Source organism: Nocardia sp. NPDC051900, assembly GCF_044452545.1.
Classification (GTDB): domain Bacteria; phylum Actinomycetota; class Actinomycetes; order Mycobacteriales; family Mycobacteriaceae; genus Nocardia; species Nocardia sichangensis.
On record NZ_JBITBU010000001.1, the window covers coordinates 145,379 to 164,054 of the forward strand.

Here is an 18,676-nt window from a genome sequence, read left to right on the forward strand (position 1 = left end):
GGACGGCGAAGACACCGCCGACTGCCAGCCTCTGGCCGAGTTGCCACCGGCTTCTGCTGCGGCCACTCAGACCTGCGGTGGCGGTCCGACAGGCGGTGGGCCGGCGGGTGGCGCCGAGCTCACCTTCGGCTGAGGCAGCGCCGTAGCTCCCGGATCGGCGGTATTGGAACCGACATCCAGACCCGTCGGGTGGATGAAGCCCGCGAAATTCCCGTACTTCTCTACCAGCGGGGGGTTATTGGGCTCCAAGGGAACGAGCCGGCCATCGTCGAGGACGAAAAGCCCATGCTCGTTCCTGACGATCAGCGCACTGTGTCTCTCCCACTGGAGAATATCGCCCGTCTTCAGTTCGCCAGGACCATTGACCACCGCGGGCGGATGTTCCGCCGTGATCTCACCCGCTGTCCCCTGGTATGCGGATATCGCATCGAGAGCGGTGTTTTGCGTCTGCTTCCGCAACGCCTCCGCCACCGGCGGTGACGCCTGCACCTTCGTATCCCCGATTTGGACCTCCGGCGTCGTGCCGGGCGCCGTTATCGGAGGCGGGGTGCCCGCGTACGTCGCCGCCGTCACGCCGGGAGGAGTGCCCTGTTGCACTGCTTGATTCGCGGTAGCCGTCTGGGCGTTGCGTTCCCGCTCGCGCCGACGGTCCCGTTCCTCTTGCCGATCCCGCTCCTCCGCTCGGTCGTAGGCGCGGTCGTCGCCGGGCTGACGATTCTGCGGGTTCATCATTCCGCTCATGGCACTCATCATCGCCATCTGCTGCATCGCATTGGCCATGCCATTATCGCTGCTGGCGGGCGTCGCGGTAGTGCTGACGGGCGTGGCGTTGGCGCCCGTGGTGCCAGTTCCGGAGTTACCGTACGGCGACGACGAACCGCTGGTGGTCGGGTAGCCACTCGAGGTGGACGTACCGGTAGTGCCGTTGTCGGAGACTGTCTGGGTACCCGAATCGGTCGTCGTGCCCGAGGTATCGGTGGAACCGCCGAGCAGATCGTCGTACGTGGAACTCCAGTCATCGTTAGCGGTGCCGGTTTGCTGGGTGGAGTTGCCCGTGGTCGGCGGCACATAATTGTTGTTGCCGGTGTTGTTGTTGCCCGTATTAGTGTTGCCAGTGTTGTTGTTGCCGGTATTATTATTCGAGTTGTTGTTATTCGAGTTATTATTATTATTATTGTTGTTGTTGTTGTTCTCGTGGTCGATGTTCTCGGCTTTTTTCTGGAATTCCTTGGTTGCTTCCGCGTACTTCTTGTCCCAATCCTCGGCGGCGAGGTCGATGGCTCTGACATAATATCTCTGCTCGGCTTCCGCCGTCAGATAGAACTTGCCGTAGCCCTCACTGTCCTTGACAGTGTTCTTCTCATAGACCGGAACTTGGTGCTCATAGTTGGCGGGACCCCCGGAGCTTTCGGTGATCTGGTCGCCAGTATGCGTGGTTTTCGTAGGCTCGTATTTCAGGTCCTTTACGAGATCGTCCTTGATTTGCACGAGTTCCTTGAAGGTGTCATCCTTGATCACCTTCGTATCGAAAGTCTCGAATTTGACATCCTTGTGCTTGTCCTTGTAATCAGTCTTGCGCTTCTCCAATCGCTCGCCCAGCTCCCCGTGCTGTTTCTTGATTTCCGACCAGCCGTCCGCCGTTGTTATATGCTCGTCGTCGAGCACATTGGTGAAATCCGGAGCATCTTTCGGATTACGGACGCCCAGTGTGTCGAATCCCCACTGCATCGTGAATTCGGTGTCCTTGATCAGCGCGATCAATTGCGCACTGGCGCCTTTGGGTATCGGAAGCTTGACCGGCTCAGCATGTTTACCCCCGTCCTCATCGGGCAGATTGTTGAGATTCCAATCGTTCCCGAAGACCGGTGTTTCCGCTGTCTGCTCGGCCGTCTGCTTGGTCTTGACGTAGCCGGACGGGTCGCCGGAGTTGAGCGCATAGATGATGTCTTTGTACTTGGGATCGTTCCTGAGATCCTCGTCAGCATCTTCGCCGATGTTTCTTCTTACATCGTCATCGAGTTTGTTGAAAGCCTTCTCGAAATCGGAGGAACTTAATCCAGCCAGCTTCTCGAGAACTTTTTTGTCTTCATCGTTCGCGAAGTTCGTATTGCCGTCGTAGTATCCGACATAGTTTTCTTTGTTGACAAGATCGACGGCTTCCTGGACCTCTTTGTCGCCCATCAGCTTCTCCTCTGCTCGATGGAGCCCTCGGACTCCGCTGGACCTGTCAGCAACTCACCGAGAAAAGGCGAAGCCCCGCCGAGGCGGGCGGAATCGACGCTGACGAAACCGACGCCATGGATAGGAGGCTCGACGCGGCGGGCGATCTCGACGTCCGGAACCGCCGTCGCGGGCGTCGCCACTGCCCTTGCTACCGCCGGGAACGATGGGTGCTCGATTATCTGGTCATAGCTGTAGAGAGCATCGCGCAGAGTCTGCCGGTCGGGTTCGCCTGAAGCGAGCAATAGCAGCAGTTCGTCGGCACGTCGCTCGAAGACCATTTCGCGCACATCGTCGGTGCCGAATGCATCTACAAAGATGCCGCCGAGAGGAACATGGGACACGTTCACCCGCCGCGCTTGCAGTACCTCAGCCGCCCGGTCATCTACGGTGCGAAGTTCTTCCCACCAGCTCGCGGGGATGGGGAAGCCCGCCTGCAGTGCATCGAGGATCTGCTGTCGCCCGACACGGTGCGCGGACACCTCCGCACCGACACCGGAAAGGGCAGCACGGACTTGTGCATCCGCGGCTTTCGCCAGCTCGATGCACCTGGCTCGAATCTGCTTTTCGGATACCGTCGTCGCTTCTTGCAGCGACTCGCCGGAGCCTCCGAGCGTGAGCCGATCGACCAGCCCGACGCCGGGCGAGGTGAGGTCGACCGCGGACTCCGCAGCTGTCACCCGGTCCTCTACTGCGACATCAACCCCCAGGGCGGCGCGCAGCTCATCGGAGATCGTCGCGGACGACACGAGGGCACGAAGCCGGACACCCCTGCGACGCATCATCACGCCGAACTCGGCGAGTATCCGTGCCGGGTCGGTCGTACCCTCCAACGCTGCGATAGTTCTCCGGACCTCGGTGTCGAGCACCGAGTCCCAATTCCACGGCAGGGCGACCTCCGACGGCAGGAACAGTCCGGGAGGCAGCCAGCCACGCCCCTCGGTGGAGGTCAGCATGACCACGGGACCGATGGGAGTTCGCCCCACTGCCACCGCCCATTCCACGCCGCGCGCCGAATCGGCCACCGCGGTGAGGGTTGCGGCAAGGAGATTACGAGCAAGCAGTAAGTCGTCACCGATCTGCTCGCCTACCACGAACGACGGCAGCGCCTGTCGGTCCTCGGCCACATGGGCTGCCGACGTGAGGGGGCCCGGCGCCAGGGATGGTGGCATGCTGGAGGACGTGCCCGCGAGCGCGGTGGGGAATGTGCCTGGCGTCATCGGCGCAGGCATCTCACCACTGCCCCAGCTCGCGGCACCGTCCGTGCCGATGCTCCTGCCTGCTGCATTGTCGGTGTATCCACCGGTGCTCACGGCACTGCTGGTGTCGTCGGCCGGAGTGTGGGAGATGTCGGCGCCGCTTTCTGGTGTATCCACCGCAAGCGGCGTCACCCCCGTGAGCACAGCGGGATTGTGAGGCGTGAAGCCAGAAGGCGCGGCGTCGTTATTGTGTGGTGCCGATGCGGCGGGTTGCGGAGGTACTTCATCGAAACGACCGGTCTGAGGGGGCAGGTCCGGGGCGTCGGAAGTGGTGGCGGGATGGCGCTCCGGCTGAGCGCTCTGCACAATCGGCGGGTCCGAAGGAGGATCCGCTTTTCGCACCGGGTTCGTCGACGCGCCGGGAGCTGGACCATCCGCAGGGGCGTTACCGTCGAAACCACCACCCGCTCGACCGATGGTGTGTTTGCCGGACTGATCGCCGTCTTCGAGCGCTTTCGCGGCTGCGATCAGGTCATCTCGCGTCCGCTCATGCCTGGCAGCGAGGCGTTCCGCGTTATCGTGGCGCCTCTGGTAATAGTCCTCCAAAGCGCCCCGCACGGGGTCGGCGATCGTGCCGTATTTCGAGGGGAACTCGGTAAGCCAGTCACGCGGGATTTCGCCCCACTTCCGGATGTTCGCAGCGGTCGTATCGTGCTGCTGGGCGATTCTGCGCAGCTGATCCGGCTCGACATCCAGGTACTCTGGCATGCTAGGTCTATTCCTCCCACCATCTGTCTCAGGTCGATTGTTCCGCCTTCCCAAAGTTGGGAACCGGCTGGTCCGGGCCGCTCCCGGCCCGCCATTCCCGCATGACTTCCGACATCGGCCGAGGCAACATGTCGGTGTCGTTCATGGCGATGCCGTACTGTCGCCGCGCATCCTGGGTGCTCTCGGTGATGGCGGCCATGATCTCGGCGGCCAGTTCCTGATTGCCGAACCGAGCGCAGGTCCCGGGCGCCAGATACAGGTCCCGAAGCCGTCCCATGACATCGAGTTCGGGAATGACCAGGCCGCTCGGGGACGGGCGGCGTGCGACGATCTCTTCGGCTCGTTCCCGCACCTCGGCGATGCGGTGCCGCAACTCCCGCGTCATGCCGAGTGCGGCGCGTACGTCAGGGTGAATGTCTCTCATAGATCCTCTCATCCGCTGGCGGACTGCTCACTGCACGGCAACCGACCAACTGCCTTCTCGTTCGCTACGCCGCAACGCCGTTGACGACTGCCCCGTCCTTCGGGTCCCGCGTGCCCGAACCAGCCACGGCAATCCCAAACTTTCGCACGAACACTTCTCGACCCTATTTGTACGATGACCGCCGACAGCGAGTTGTTCCCCACGATGGGAAGAAGTCATACTCGGGTGGCAGAGCGGTTTCCCGAAGGCGAGACCATGAGTTCCCCCGCGAGGCCCCCATCGACGATTTCGCCACCGACTTCGGCGGTCTGCGGCGCACCGTCCCTATGGCCGTGCACCGGATGCCCTCCGCATTCCCGTCGGCATTACTCGGCTCCGGCCGACCATTGACGCTGCGCGGTGCGGGCCACTCCTGCGACGGCCAAACCGTGACCGATGGAGAGCTGCTCGTCACCTACGCGCCGGATACCGCCGACCGACAGGTGCGGGATCTCGGCGAGAGCCTGATCGAGGTGCCCGCCGGAATAAGCTGGCACGGCTTGGAACGACACCTGAATCGCCGCGGCAGAACCGCTCCGGTGCTACCCAACTATCTGCGCATGTCGGTGGGTGGCACTCTCTCCGTCGGCGGCGCCGGTGTCGACTCGGTGCGGTACGGGATGCAAGTCGACCATGTGGAGCGGATCCAGCTGATCGACGGAACGGGAAGCAGCCGCTGGTGCTCGCGTACCGATCATCCGGAACTGTTTCGGTTCGCACTCGGCGGGCTCGGCATGGCCGGACTGATCGAACGGGCGGTGCTGCGCACGGTGCCGCACCACCGCTACATCCACGTGCATCACGCACGCCACGCCGCACTGGCCGAGCTCGCGGACTACACCGAACAGATTGCCCAGCGCGACGACGTCGACATCTACCGGGCATCGCTGCGCCGCGGCAGGCTCGCATCCATCACTGGATGGCGCACCAACAAACCGACGAGATGCGATGTCGGCAAATGCGTCACGCTGCCCAATCTGCCGCTCCTGGGGGACGGCGACGTGGCTGAGAGGGCCTCCCGATCTCCCGACCAAGCACAACTCTGGACCGATTACCTTGTGCCCGCAGGGCGATTCGCACGAATGCTCGCGGCCGTCGAGACGCTTCTGCACCGTGATCCGCTGAACCGTGTCCACATGATGTTGTACATCCTGATCTTGCGCCGCCCTCCCGATGCGATACCGTTTGCCTTCACGCCGGTCCGTACCGACCCCGTCTCCATCGGACTAGGGGTATATACCTCGTTCAGCAATGACCCGGCCACGGAGGTCGCCATTCGCGACGTTTTTCGCGACCTCCTGGACCACTGTTGCAAACTGGATGGGCGCCCCTATCTCTACGGCGCCAACGACTTCGACGACTTGCTGGCCAGGCAACTTTATGGAGCCGACCTCGATCGGCTCGCGGAACTACGCTCCCGGTACCGGTTGGAACACGTCAACGCCCACCTCCCACTCGTGCGAGCCGCACGCACTGTCTCCTCGGCGCGAAATAGTACTGTCAAGGCCGAAAAGACGAATGAAAGAAAGTTGTCGGCGAGAAGCGGACAGGCTGCCATTGTGAGCAGGAATGCCGACTCGCGAACCGCGAACCGGCTCATCACGGGAGAACACTGACGATGGTGAGGGCCGCAGTTGCTGGAGAATTCCTGGTCGACTTGGCCAAGCGGCTGACGCTGCCCTGCGACCCGGCTCCGATTCACACGATGATGGAACGCGCCTGTGGCGGACAACTCGACCGACGCAGGCCGGATGGGCGTCGAGCCAGCACGCTGACCACGACCGGTATGCCGTTCGAAGCCAGTGTGTCCGGTGGCCGTGGAGAACTCACGCCCGCCATTCGCTATGCCACCGAAACGGCCACGCAGGAAACCGAGTTCGCCTCTCGCGTCTCCGCTCAACTGGCCGCAATCGGTGATCTGGTCGCGTGGTTGCCGAACGGCGACAAGTCCGTCTCCGACATGCTGCAGTCCTTCGTCACGACGTTGTATCCCGCCCCCGCGGCAATCCCGCAGCGACACAGTTTCGCGACCTGGATAGGGGTTGTTCATCATGCCGCAGCACCGAACAACGCGGCCCGCCTCAAGGTCTACGGCAATTTGAAGCTCGTGCCAGGTGCACTGCAGCGACTTTGCGATGTATCGCCCGGCTTCGCGGGATTGGTGTCCGTACCCGACAACGAGAAACTCATCAAGCCCGTGGGCGCGGCGATCGAAATAGACGCGCACGGCGACGTCAACCACAAAATCTACCTCAGGGCCCGATACGACGACGTCGGCGTGCCGATGAAACTGGTCCGCTACTTCGGCGATGCGGCATGGGAAGTGCTATCCGAACTCGTCCGATGTGGCGTCGACGCCGCGAAACTCCATGAACACGACTTCATGATCTGCTGCGCCCGCGGCACAGGCGCTCCTGGCTTCGGGATCTACGCGACCTCGAAGCGGAACGAAGAACTGACGGCACTCGTGCGCGAACTCGCGTCCCTGCACCATGGCACCACTCACGGCGTCGATGCCCTCGCGCAGGCAGCGCAGGCGTGCGGCGCGAGATGGCGTTACTCACTGGTCGGACTGGGCTACTCCGCCGACCACGGCATCGACAAACTCAACGTCTACGGCGTCCCCACGTGGAGCGACGTGTAGTTTCGCATCCACTCCCTCCCACACTCGCCTGCTCCTGCGGATTCTCACGCCAGACGCAGACGAGTCCACCCGTTCTGCAATCGCGGAACGGGTGGACTCGCTAAACCTACTGCGGACGGAGGACCTTGGGTAGATGCTCCGCCGCAGGTCAGAAGCCCGGAAAGGCTTACACGTCGAAGTACAGCTCGAACTCGTACGGGTGCGGCCGCAGGTTCACCGGGGCGATCTCGCCCTCGCGCTTGAGGGTGATCCAGGTCTCGATCAGGTCCTCGGTGAAGACGTTGCCTTCGGTGAGGTAGTCGTGGTCCTGCTCGAGGCGGTCGATGACCGACGAGAGGCTGGTGGGGGCCTGCGGGATGTTCTTGGCCTCCTCCGGCGGGAGCTCGTAGAGGTCCTTGTCGACCGGGGCCAGCGGCTCGATCTTCTTCTTGATGCCGTCCAGGCCGGCCATCATCATGGCGGCGAAGGCCAGGTACGGGTTGCCCGAGGAGTCCGGCGCGCGGAACTCGAGGCGCTTGGCCTTCGGGTTGTTGCCGGTGACCGGGATGCGGACCGCGGCGGAGCGGTTGCGCTGCGAGTACACCAGGTTGATCGGGGCCTCGTAGCCGGGGACCAGGCGGTGGTAGGAGTTCACCGTCGGGTTGGTGAACGCCAGCAGCGACGGCGCGTGGTGCAGGATGCCGCCGATGTAGTGGCGGGCCAGGTCGGACAGGCCGCCGTAGCCGGCCTCGTCGTGGAACAGCGGCTTGCCGTCCTTCCACAGCGACTGGTGCACGTGCATGCCCGAGCCGTTGTCACCGAAGAGCGGCTTCGGCATGAAGGTGACGGTCTTGCCTTCCTGCCACGCGGTGTTCTTGACGATGTACTTGAACAGCTGCAGGTCGTCGGCCGCGGCGAGCAGGGTGTTGAACTTGTAGTTGATCTCGGCCTGACCGGCGGTGCCGACCTCGTGGTGGCCGCGCTCCAGCTCGAAGCCGGAGTTCTGCAGGTTGGTCGAGATCTTGTCGCGCAGGTCGACGTAGTGGTCGTAGGGCGCGACCGGGAAGTAGCCGCCCTTGTTGCGGACCTTGTAGCCGCGGTTGCGGGTGCCGTCCGGGTTGAACTCCGCGCCGGTGTTCCAGGAACCCGAGACCGACTCGATCTCGTAGAAGGCGCCGTTCATGGCCGAGTCGTAGCGGATCGAGTCGAAGATGTAGAACTCCGCCTCGGGGCCGAAGTACGCGGTGTCGGCGATGCCGGTGGAACGCAGGTACTCCTCCGCCTTGCGCGCGACGTTACGCGGGTCGCGGCTGTAGGCCTCCCGGGTGAACGGGTCGTGCACGAAGAAGTTGAGGTTCAGCGTCTTGGCGGCGCGGAACGGGTCGACACGCGCGGTGGAGAAGTCGGGCAGCAGCAGCATGTCCGACTCGTCGATGGACTGGAACCCACGGACTGAGGAGCCGTCGAACGCTAGCCCTTCTTCGGCGAGGTCGGTGGTGAAGGCCTTCCCGGGGATCGAGAAGTGCTGCTGCACACCGGGCAGGTCGCTGAACCGGATGTCGACGTACTCGATGTCCTCGTCAGCGATGAATTTGATGACCTCGTCGGCCGTGCTGAACGTCACTTGTTCTCCTTACGGATCGGTTCCCAGCCAGTGTCGCTTGCATGGGTTCGTCGCGACCAGACGCTATGGATGCCGTGTTTCCCGGCAGTCAAGGATTTGTTTCGCCGGTGTTACACGTGCGTCCGGCAGCGTGGTACTGACCACCATGACTCGAAATGCATGGTAGTCCTGCCCGCGCCGCGGTGCGCGGGGAGGCTGAACTCCGCTTATGCGGTACCGGGCGCCGGTCCGGGCGCGCCTATTCTGGGGTGCATGGCACGCATCACCGGCTCCTGGCTCTCCGGACCTCCTGCCGACTCCGGTGGCCCGGCAACCACCGAGTTCCCCGGGGCGCAGCTCGGCCTGCCGAAGGCCGGAGCGGGCTCGCTGGCCGGTATGGGCCGCCGCATCGCCGCCCTGTTCGTGGACTGGCTGATCGCCCTCGGCATCGCGGCGCTGATCACGCGCAGCGGTTCGGCGTCGAGCTTGACGCTGCTGATCTGGTTCGTCATCGGTGTCGGCGCCGTCACGCTCTTCGGGTTCACGCCGGGGCAGTATTTCCTGCGGCTGCGCACGGTGCGCATCGACGCGGCTGCGCCGGTCGGCTTCGTCCGGGCGCTGGCCAGGCAGGTACTGCTGGTGTTCGTGGTGCCCGCGCTGTTCACCGACGCCGACGGGCGCGGCATGCACGACCGCGCGACCGGAACGGCGCTGGTGCGTTCACGCTGATCTTCCGACCCGCGCGGTGACGACCGGAAAGGCCCGCACCCCGGGCGGGGCGGCGGGCCTTTCGAGCGAGCAGGTCAGCGGCGGCGGATGGTGCGCTGCACGCCGCGCATCTTGGCGCCCGCGGGCATCGGCCCCTTCGGCAGGGCGGGCCCGCTGCGCGCACTGAGGGCGGCCAGCCTGCCTTCGATGAGGTCCATCCGCTTGGCGTCGATGTTGCGCGGCAGCTTGGTGAGGTAACGCTGCAGGTCCTTGAGCGGAATCTGACCTTCGTCGTTGCCGATGACGACGTCGTAGATCGGGGTGTCGCCGATCAGCCGAGCCGTGCGCTTCTTCTCCTGGGCGAGCAGCGACTTGACCCGTTGCGGTGAGCCCTCGGCGACCAGCACCACGCCGGGCAGGCCGATCACCCGGTGCACCGCGTCCAACTGCGTGGTGGCGGCGATGCCGTTGCTCACCCGCCATTTGCCCTGAAGGTTGTCCAGCACCCAGGCCGCGGCGCCCGCCTGCCCCTCGGCCTTGCGGTAGACGCTCTTCTGCACCCGCCTGCCGAAGATGATGAACGCCACCAACGCGCCGAGCACCACGCCAAGCGGGATCAGGAACCAGGTCAGCCCGAAGATCAGGCCGATGACGGCGAAGACGGCGGTGATGCCGACCAGGGCGCCGATCATCAGCGGCAGCAGCAGCTTGTCTTCCTTGCGCTGCATCTGGAACGCCTGCCACAACTGCTTGCGGCGTTCTCTCGACTGCTGCTTGCGGGCCGCCTTCGCCGCGGCCTTCGCTTCCTTGGTGGGCTTGCCTGCTGCCATGACTCTCAGGATAGTGCCCAGGTAGTCGCGGCTTCGCCGTGGGACAGCGGCCCGACCGGGCGCTACCCGCGGCGCGCGATCGATCCGAGCACGGTGAGATCCAGGTCACCCGAGGCCTCGGTCCAGCCCATCGCGCGCAACTCGACCGGCGCCGCCACACCCAGGGCGTCGCGCAGGCCGACGGCGACCGAGCGCGCGAACTCGAGCAAGCCGCTCGGCGCGATGGGCCAGAAGAGGATCCTGGTCCAGTTGTCCGCGTCGTGCCGATCTGCGGGCTCATGCCAGCCCAGTGCGCGCAACTCCTGCGCGGCGGTCTCCGGGATCGGGTTGCTCAGGTAATTGTTCCCGGCCAGTTCGGCGGACAATTTGATGTCGTATTGGACAAATTGGACATAGCGATTTCCGGGGGCGGCGATGATCAGGGTTGCCCGCGAGGGCAGCTCCGAGAGGCAGTGCGCCAGCGATTGCACGAACCGTTCCCAGTCCGCTGTCGCCGGCTCGCTCATTCTTCCCCCGGGTATTCGCACTGGCCTGATCATACGCCGACCCGGCCGGGACACCAGACGAAACTCGTTGCGACGTTGCGTAGTTCATTCCGGGCTATAGCCGTTTGCCATATCCCGTATCGGCTCTCGGCCGAGCACCAGCCGGACCTGCGGCGTCTCCACCGGCGACACCGAGTCGGGCCGGTGCGGCGCGCACGGATCAGGCAGCAGAAACCCCGGAGCGCAATTGAGGTTTTCGTTTCCGCCCCGGCGTTTTCCGCCGACGCAGGAATGGGTCCGGCGGAATGCTTTCGATGGGAGACCGTAGCGTTCGGGTTCGCGCTTGGAATCGCGCTATGGATTTCGTCTCGGCGGCATGGAGTCCGGCGTGGGACGAGTAGGAGCGGTATCGGGTGGAGACCCAGTACCTGTTCACCTCGACCACGGGCCGAGTCGTCGCATGCCCGGGTTCCGGAAAACGCATAGGCGCCCCTGCTGGTGCGAGCGTTCCGTCGCCTTCGATCTGCCGGTGCGGCCCGCCTGGACGGACATCTGGTGATCGGCGGTACACATCTTTCAGCCGAGTGCACCGCGCTGTTCAGCTGACGGCCACCGTGCGGTGTTAGCTTCCCCGACGTGTGTGCGCGGTTGGTGGTGAGCGTCCATGACGTCGCACCGGCGAGTGCGGCGGAGACGGCGCGCTGGTGCGCCGATGCCGATCGGTTCGGAATTCCCGTGTCGTTGTTGGTGATACCGGGGCCGTGGCGGGGCAGGCGGTTGGCCGACGAACCCGATTACGCGGCGTTCCTGCGGGAGCGCAGGCAGGCCGGTGACGACGTCTTGGTGCACGGGTGGTCGCACCGAGCGGGTCCCGAGGGTGATCGGCCGCGCCGCGCGGTAGCGCATGCGGTGGCGCGCGGCGCGGCCGAGTTCGCCGCCATCGACGTCGGCACGGCCACCGTCAAACTGCGCGCCGCCACCGAAGTGATGATCGAAGCAGGTCTGCCGATTACCGGTTTCACGCCGCCGGGCTGGCTCGCCTCGCCCGGCGCGAAACAGGCGTTGCGCGCGGCGGGGTTCACCTACACCACCTCCCACTTCGGCGCCGAGCAACTGCGCACCGGACGCCGGTTCCGCGGGTTCGCGCTCTCGCACCGGCCGGGCGGCGGCTGGTCCGAGCGGTTCGGCGCGGCGCTGCTGGAGACGGCGGCGCGCCGCACCGCCGAACGCGGCGGGCTGGTCCGGCTGGCGCTGCATCCCGACGATCTGAGCAGACCGGGCCTGCGCGACACCACACTGCGCGCCATCGACGCGGTGCTGCGCACCGGCGCGCACGCGATCACCTATCGCGAGCTGGTCGGATCGGCGGTCGACTAGTGCGGATCGTGCAGATCGCCAACTTCTACACTCCCGCCTCCGGCGGTTTACGCACGTGCCTCGACGAGATGGGACGCGGCTATTCGGCGGCGGGTCACGACCGGGTCCTCGTCGTGCCCGGTCCGCGCGACGCCGACGAGCACACCGCGTCCGGGCATCGGATCACCGTGCGCAGCCCCAAGTTCGGCGATGCCGGCTATCACGTGCTCACCGCCCGGCGCACCCGTGCCGTGCTCGACCGGCTGGCCCCGGACGTGCTCGAGTGCAGCGACAAACTCAGCGTCCGCTGGCTGGCGCCGTGGGCGCGCGGGGCGGGCGTTCCGCTGGTGTTGTTCTCCCACGAACGCATCGACGCCATCCTGCGCTCGCGGGTGCCGCGCGGCTTCCCGCTCACCGCCGCGGCCGACCTGGCCAACCGGCGGCTTTGGGTGCGCGCCGAGAAGGTCGTGGTCACTTCGCGTTTCGCCACCGCCGAGTTCGACCGGGTCGGCGCGCGCAACGTGCGCAGGATCCCGCTCGGCGTCGACCTCACGACCTTTCGCCCGTCGACCGAGAACCGGCGCGACGACCGCTCCGACGATCCGGTGCGGCTGGTCTTGGTGAGCAGGTTGTCCCGGGAGAAACGAGCCGAACGCGCCATCCAGGCGGTCCGCGTCCTGGTCGAATCCGGTGTGCGCTGCGTGCTGTCGGTCATCGGGGACGGCCCGCTGCGTTCTCGCCTGGAGCAGCTGGCGGCAGGGCTTCCGGTCGTCTTCCACGGCCATCTCACCGACCGGACCGCGATGGCCGCCCTGGTCGCCGAGGCCGATGTCGCCGTGTTTCCCTCCCCTGCCGAGACTTTCGGCCTCGCCGTGCTGGAGGCGCTCGCCTGCGGGACTCCGGTCGTCGTTCCCGCGGCGGGCGCGGCTCGCGAACTCGTCGGCGACCCCGGCTCCGGCCTCGTCTGCGACGGGACTCCGCGCGGCCTCGCCGACGGCGTGCGTGAACTGCTCGCCCTGCCCGCGGCCCAGCGTCGTCGCGCGGCCCGTGCCGCGGCGGAACGCTTTCCGTGGTCGGCGACGGTGCAGAGCATGCTCGCGCTCTACGCCGACTACGAGACTCCGGCCCGCTCGGCCTGAGGAACAACCTCGGCGTTTGGCACGATCGCGCTGATCCAACCGCTGAAGTCACCCACCCGGGGCGTCGGCCTGCGTGCCGCCGATTCCGCGCAGAACTCCCGGCGTCGACGAGCCGGGCAAAGGCACGTGCGCTGACCTCGATGGGGGAAGTGCGGGTCACCGCGCCTCGGCGTGCGAATGCCCGCTCACGGCGAATGATTCGCCGGTTCCAACCGCGTAGGATGCCCAGCGACCGGTGTCGCGCCGGATGCCCGCATCGGCCCGTGGTTCGCCCCGCTCGTGCCCGTCGGAATCCCCTTCCTCCGGTCAGCGCCCCCGCATTGCGCCGGAGTTCACCCGGCCTTCGCCCGTACCGCCGGGCGGGTCGCTTCCGCCGACATCTCCCGCTCGTCGTGCAGCGTCGGCGAATTCGCCAGCAGTGCGACACCGACGATCACCGCGGTGGCCGCGCAGGCAAGCAGCGCGGGGCGCGGGTGGATCGTCGCCGTGAACAGCGTGAGACCGGCCAGGTAGCTCAGCACCGGGTCGGTGATCGTCATCGCGGTCAGCGCCGTGGGCAGTGACCCGCGTGCGTACGCCTCCTGGGTCAGGATGCCGCCGAGGACGGTGGACACCGGAATGCCCAGCAGTGCCCAGCTCGGGTCCGGCAGCGTCCTCGTCGCCACCACGACGAGGACCGCCGTAGTGGCGAAACAGCAGCCCGCCGCCACCGCCACCAGCGCGGACCGCACCTGGGTGGAGCGGACCGTCCGGGACAGACCGAACAACACGACGACCGTGCCGAACACCCCCGCGCACGCCCCCGGGAGCAGCTGCGTGCGCACCGCCGAATGCTCGGGAATCCCCGGCCCGACGAGCAGCATCAGCCCCGCGCACACCGCCGACGTCCCCGCCCAGTCTCTGGCGAGCAGCGCGCGACCACGCCGCAATGCCGCGAACGGCAGCGCGAACAACAACTGCACGACCAGCAGCGCCTGCACTACCGCGATGGCGCCGAAGCGCAACGCGACGGCGTGCACGACGAATCCGGCTACGTTCGCGCCCTGCCCGGCCAACCAGCGGCGGTCGGTGATCAGACGACGAGCGATCGCGGCGATCACCAGGAATCGTCCCTGCCCGGACGCGGTGGCCGCCTGCCTGGCAGCGCCTTGTTGCAGGAACGCCGACACCGCGAACAGGAACGCGGCCGACAACGCCGAACCGACCGTCCCTACCGAGTCGACGGACCCGAAACCGCGCTCCGGCATAACCTCGATGCTCGCCGGTCCGGATGAACACCGGATGGCGTTCGCCTGGCTACTGGACGACCACCCCGGTTCCGGGGGCTGGACGGCCGTCCGGGCAGACTCGATAGTCCTATGGTGATCGAACGAGCCGTCCTGTCTCGTGCCCTATGCGGCCTGTTGTTGCTGTTGGCCGCGTTCACCCCGATGCGAGCGGCCGCCGAACCGCTGCCGGTGCCCTATCAGTGGAAGCAAGCGTTCATCGACGGCACGGACGGCACCCGGCTGCACGCGGACATCCTGCGCCCAGCCGGTGTCTCCGACGACACCCGCACACCCGTCATCCTGACCGTCAGTCCGTATCGCGCGCACCTGGCCTATCTGAGCGAGCCGCGCCTGACCGGCGGCCCGTCCACCGACAACCTCACCGCCGACCTGTTCCTGAACGCGGGCTACACCTACGTCATCGTCGACCTGCGCGGGTTCGGCGGCTCCGACGGTTGCCCGGACTTCGGCGGGCCGGGGGAACGAGCCGACGTCGCCACGGCCGTGGAGTGGGCGGCGAGCCAGCCGTGGTCCACCGGCAGGGTCGGGCTGTTCGGCACTTCGTACGAAGCCTGGACCGGCCTGATGGGCCTGGCCGCCGCCCCGAAGGGCCTCGCGGCGGTGGGCGCGTTCGAGCCGGTCGTCGACCCGTACTCCTACCTGTACATGCAGGGCGTCTCGTGGAAGTTCTCCGGCAAACCGATCACCGAGAGCGGCGTGCGTCCCGCCGACTTCGCGGGACTCGAGCACCTGCTGATCGCCTCGACGCCACCGCGTCCGGAAGACTCCGGCGAATATCAGGCGAACGCGACGCAGTTGCCGTGGCAGTGCTACCAGCAGTACCTGACCCAGATCGGCGACCACAACCCCGGCACCGCCTTCTGGCGTGATCGCGACCTCGTCGCGCGGCTGCGCGGCGCCACCATTCCGCTGTTCCTCGGTCAAGGCTTCGTCGACTACAACACCCGTGCCTACCGTGTGTTCGATCTGTGGAACGGCCTCGGGCCCGGCGAGCACCGCGCCTGGTTCGGCCAGTGGGGACACCGCACCTGCCACGACAAATGCGGCACGCCCCACTTCGACACCGAACTGCTCGCGTTCTTCGACGAGCACGTCGCCGCCCGCGACGTGCGGGTGCCAGGCCCGCGGATCACCGTCGGCCAGTTCGACGGCCGCTGGCGCGCGGAGAGCGCCTGGCCGCCCGCCGACGCCCGGCGGGTTCCGGTCGAGCTGCGGACCGGTGATTACACCGATCGCGGGTTGATTCCCGGACCCGATCGCGAGATCTGGTCGGTCTCCGCGCCGCTGACCGGCGAGCAGCATCTGTCCGGCATTCCCACCGCCACCCTCCGGCTCAGCGGCCCGCCGAACGCGACGGTCGCGGTCGAGCTCTACGACATCGCGCCCGACCTGCGCGCGACCGTCATCACCCGAGGGATCGCCCCGGTGCGCGACACCGCCGAGGTCAGGCTGCTCGCGCAGGACTGGCCGATCGCCGCGGGCCACCGGATCGGCGTGCGGATCACCGACGTGGTCGACGACGTGTGGTCGCACTCCCCCGCCCTCGCCGCGGTCACGGTGACCTCCGCGAGCATCGAGTTGCCCTTGTTGACGGCGACGCGCCGTCCCGACCTGCCGGGCGAGCTCACCGAAGGCATCGTGAAGTGGCGAAACGAGAAGACCATCGCCCTCGACCCGAGCATGTTGAACAATGCAACGGTGTCCATGAATCTGCCCGACCGCGCCGGTGACCGATGACGGAGCCGGTCGACGACCTGACCGCCGAACGCCTCGCCACCGCGCTGCGGTGCGCGACGGTGTCCACCGACGACCCGCGCGACACCGACAGCGCGGCGTTCGACCGCCTCGACGCGCACCTGCGGACGTCGTTCCCCCGGGTGCACGCCGAACTCGAACTGCGGAAGTTCGCGCACAGCAGGCTCTACCGCTGGCCGGGCGCCGACCCGGACCGGGTGGCCGCGATCCTGCTCGCGCATCAGGACGTGGTCCCGGTGGACGACGCCAAGCGCTGGACCCACCCGCCGTTCGCGGGAGTGGTGGACGACGAGTTCATCTGGGGCCGCGGGGCGATCGACGACAAGAGCCGCGTGCTCGCCATCCTGGAGGCGGCCGAATCGGCGCTCGCCGCGGGCCTGCGCCCCCGGCACACCGTGTACCTGGCTTTCGGGCACGACGAGGAGGTCTTCGGCGGCGAGGGCGCCGAGCGCATGGCCGAGCATCTGCGGCAGGCGGGCGTGCGCGCGGATCTGCTGCTGGACGAGGGCGGGGTGATCACCGCGGGCGTCGTCGATGGCGTGCGGCAGCCGGTGGCGACGATCATGCTCGGGGAGAAGGGCTACGCGACGGTCCGGTTGTCGGTCACCGAGGTCGGCGGGCACTCGTCCATGCCGGGCAGGCAGACGGCGGTCGGACGGATCGCGCGGGCGGTGGGCCGCATCCAGGACCATCCGATGCCGCTGCGCTTGACCCCGGTGATCGCGGACATGCTGACCAGGGTGCGCGAGGTCATGCCCGCGCCGCGGCGACTGCTGCTGGGCCTGGCGAATCTCGCCGCACCGGTGGTCACCCGGGTGATGGCGGCCCAGCCGCAGACCGAAGCGATGGTGCGCACCACCACGGCGCCGACGGTGATCCGCGGCGGAGTGCGGGCGAACGTGTTGCCCCAGCGGGCCGAGGCCATGGTGAACTTCCGCATCCTGCCCGGCGACACCGTCGCCTCCGTGCTGGCGCACTGCCGGAAAGTCGTGCGCGACAAGGGTATTCGATTCGACCTGGTAGGCATGTCGTCGGAGCCGTCGCGGATCACGCGGCCCGGCCCCGCATTCGATCTGATCGCCGATCTCGCCCGCGCCGTCGTTCCCGGCATCGCGGTGACCACCGGCATCGTGCCCGGCGCCACCGACTCCAGGCACTACGACGACCTGGCGGGCACCCGGTGCAATTTCGCCCCGATCGTGCTGGACGAGCGCGACCTGGCCTCGATCCACGGAACCGACGAGCGCATCTCGCGAGTCAACTACGCTCGACTCATCGAGTTCAACCGGCGGCTGATCGAGCATTTCGCGACGGTCGGCGCGCCATCGACGTCAGGAGCGCAGGGATGACGACCGAGCCGACGGCGGGCGACACCGCGTCCACCGAGCCGACCGCGATCCGCACCGAGTCCGGCGAGTTCGACGGTGTCGGCAGCGGAGTCGCCTGGCGGGCGTGGCTGCCGGAGGGCGCGGCGCGGGGCGTGATCGTCCTGGTGCACGGCGTGGCGGAGCATTCCGGCCGCTATGCCCATGTGGGACAGCGTCTTGTCAGCGCCGGTTTCGCCGTCTACGCGCTCGATCACATCGGGCACGGGAAGTCCGCGGGCAGCAAGGCCAACATCGGCTCCATGGCGGGCGCCGCGGACAACGTCGCCGCCATGCTGGACATCGCGACCCGAGAGCAGCCCGGCGTGCCGCGCTTCCTGGTCGCGCACTCGATGGGCAGCCTGATCACCCTGTATCTGGCCACCCGCGCGCCGATCGACGTGGCGGGCATCGTGTTGTCCGCCCCGCCGCTGGACATCCCGGTGGGCAATCCGGTGCAGCGCATGCTCGCACCGGTGTTGAGCAGGCTCACCCCGAATCTGGGTGTGCTGAAACTGGATTCGTCGCAGATCAGCCGGGACCCGGCGGTCGTCACGGCCTACGACAACGATCCGCTGGTCTATCGCGGCATGCTGCCCGCGCGCACCGGCGCCGAGATGCTGAGCGCGACGAATACGGTCAAGCAGCGGTTGGCGAAGGTCACCGTGCCGCTGCTGGTGCTGCACGGCACCGCCGACGCGATCGCCGCGCCGTCCAGCTCCGATCTCATCGAGCGGGGCGCCGGGTCGGAGGACCTCACGGTGATCCGCTACGAGGGCCTCTACCACGAGGTGTTCAACGAGCCCGAGCAGCAGAAGGTGCTCGACGACGTCGTCGGCTGGCTGGAAGCGCACCTTACCGAACAGTAGTATCT

15 protein-coding genes are annotated in these 18,676 nt (G+C 66.8%); 8 read left to right on the forward strand and 7 right to left on the reverse strand.

The genetic code is table 11. The features are described from left to right. Positions 1-66 precede the first annotated feature (66 nt). Genes ACIA5H_RS00665 through ACIA5H_RS00675 form a run of 3 tightly spaced genes read right to left on the reverse strand, consistent with a single transcriptional unit; the run spans position 67 to position 4,611 of the window. Entirely contained in the window at positions 67-2,181 is a 2,115-nt protein-coding gene (locus tag ACIA5H_RS00665; protein WP_397072901.1) for a hypothetical protein, read from the reverse strand. Then, the gene (locus tag ACIA5H_RS00670) at positions 2,181-4,187 is read right to left on the reverse strand and encodes a type VII secretion target (RefSeq protein ID WP_397072903.1); all 2,007 of its coding nucleotides are present in this window, start codon (positions 4,185-4,187) and stop codon (positions 2,181-2,183) included. The genes ACIA5H_RS00665 and ACIA5H_RS00670 overlap by 1 nt, the downstream gene beginning before the upstream one ends. Positions 4,188-4,215: 28 nt before the next feature. After that, a complete protein-coding gene (locus ACIA5H_RS00675; RefSeq protein ID WP_397072905.1) occupies positions 4,216-4,611 on the reverse strand; it encodes a hypothetical protein in 396 nt (131 codons plus the stop codon). A gap of 341 nt (positions 4,612-4,952) precedes the next feature. Between ACIA5H_RS00675 and ACIA5H_RS00680 the strand changes: the two genes are divergently transcribed. Both ACIA5H_RS00680 and ACIA5H_RS00685 read left to right on the forward strand, forming a co-directional pair. Continuing rightward, positions 4,953-6,266 carry an FAD-binding protein gene (locus ACIA5H_RS00680; RefSeq protein ID WP_397072907.1) on the forward strand — a complete coding sequence of 438 codons (1,314 nt, stop codon included), beginning with the start codon at positions 4,953-4,955 and terminating at the stop codon, positions 6,264-6,266. A gap of 170 nt (positions 6,267-6,436) precedes the next feature. Next, positions 6,437-7,294 (forward strand): hypothetical protein, encoded by an 858-nt coding sequence (locus ACIA5H_RS00685; RefSeq protein WP_397072909.1) that lies wholly within the window; start codon positions 6,437-6,439, stop codon positions 7,292-7,294. A gap of 166 nt (positions 7,295-7,460) precedes the next feature. Here ACIA5H_RS00685 and glnA read toward each other — a convergent pair whose 3' ends face one another. Further along, positions 7,461-8,897 (reverse strand): type I glutamate--ammonia ligase, encoded by a 1,437-nt coding sequence (gene glnA / locus ACIA5H_RS00690; RefSeq protein WP_355072839.1) that lies wholly within the window; start codon positions 8,895-8,897, stop codon positions 7,461-7,463. Positions 8,898-9,149: 252 nt separating this feature from the next. Between glnA and ACIA5H_RS00695 the strand changes: the two genes are divergently transcribed. Continuing rightward, a complete protein-coding gene (locus ACIA5H_RS00695) occupies positions 9,150-9,605 on the forward strand; it encodes an RDD family protein (RefSeq protein WP_364427805.1) in 456 nt (151 codons plus the stop codon). Positions 9,606-9,679: 74 nt separating this feature from the next. On the opposite strand, the gene ACIA5H_RS00700 is transcribed toward ACIA5H_RS00695, so the two are convergent. Together ACIA5H_RS00700 and ACIA5H_RS00705 are read right to left on the reverse strand one after the other, a co-directional pair. Beyond that, a complete protein-coding gene (locus ACIA5H_RS00700; protein ID WP_397072912.1) occupies positions 9,680-10,414 on the reverse strand; it encodes a DUF4191 domain-containing protein in 735 nt (244 codons plus the stop codon). Positions 10,415-10,476: 62 nt separating this feature from the next. Continuing rightward, a complete protein-coding gene (locus ACIA5H_RS00705) occupies positions 10,477-10,920 on the reverse strand; it encodes a TY-Chap domain-containing protein (RefSeq protein WP_397072914.1) in 444 nt (147 codons plus the stop codon). Between the two features lie 615 nt (positions 10,921-11,535). Here ACIA5H_RS00705 and ACIA5H_RS00710 point away from each other — a divergent pair. Continuing rightward, positions 11,536-12,276 (forward strand): DUF2334 domain-containing protein, encoded by a 741-nt coding sequence (locus tag ACIA5H_RS00710; RefSeq protein WP_397072916.1) that lies wholly within the window; start codon positions 11,536-11,538, stop codon positions 12,274-12,276. Then, complete coding sequence (locus tag ACIA5H_RS00715) at positions 12,276-13,394, forward strand: glycosyltransferase (protein WP_397072918.1); 1,119 nt, start codon at positions 12,276-12,278, stop codon at positions 13,392-13,394. Before ACIA5H_RS00710 ends, ACIA5H_RS00715 begins: the two co-directional genes overlap by 1 nt. 332 nt (positions 13,395-13,726) lie before the next feature. Here the strand turns inward: ACIA5H_RS00715 and ACIA5H_RS00720 are convergent, their stop codons facing one another. After that, positions 13,727-14,641 (reverse strand): DMT family transporter, encoded by a 915-nt coding sequence (locus ACIA5H_RS00720; RefSeq protein ID WP_379253008.1) that lies wholly within the window; start codon positions 14,639-14,641, stop codon positions 13,727-13,729. A 111-nt stretch (positions 14,642-14,752) separates the two neighbouring features. Between ACIA5H_RS00720 and ACIA5H_RS00725 the strand changes: the two genes are divergently transcribed. From ACIA5H_RS00725 to ACIA5H_RS00735, 3 genes are read left to right on the forward strand one after another with little or no spacing between them, the layout of a single operon-like run. Then, positions 14,753-16,420: a CocE/NonD family hydrolase gene (locus ACIA5H_RS00725; RefSeq protein WP_397072921.1), complete on the forward strand. Its 1,668-nt coding sequence runs from the start codon at positions 14,753-14,755 to the stop codon at positions 16,418-16,420. Further along, positions 16,417-17,787 (forward strand): M20/M25/M40 family metallo-hydrolase, encoded by a 1,371-nt coding sequence (locus ACIA5H_RS00730; protein WP_397072923.1) that lies wholly within the window; start codon positions 16,417-16,419, stop codon positions 17,785-17,787. Before ACIA5H_RS00725 ends, ACIA5H_RS00730 begins: the two co-directional genes overlap by 4 nt. Further along, positions 17,784-18,671 carry a lysophospholipase gene (locus ACIA5H_RS00735; RefSeq protein WP_397072925.1) on the forward strand — a complete coding sequence of 296 codons (888 nt, stop codon included), beginning with the start codon at positions 17,784-17,786 and terminating at the stop codon, positions 18,669-18,671. The genes ACIA5H_RS00730 and ACIA5H_RS00735 overlap by 4 nt, the downstream gene beginning before the upstream one ends. Positions 18,672-18,676 lie beyond the last annotated feature (5 nt).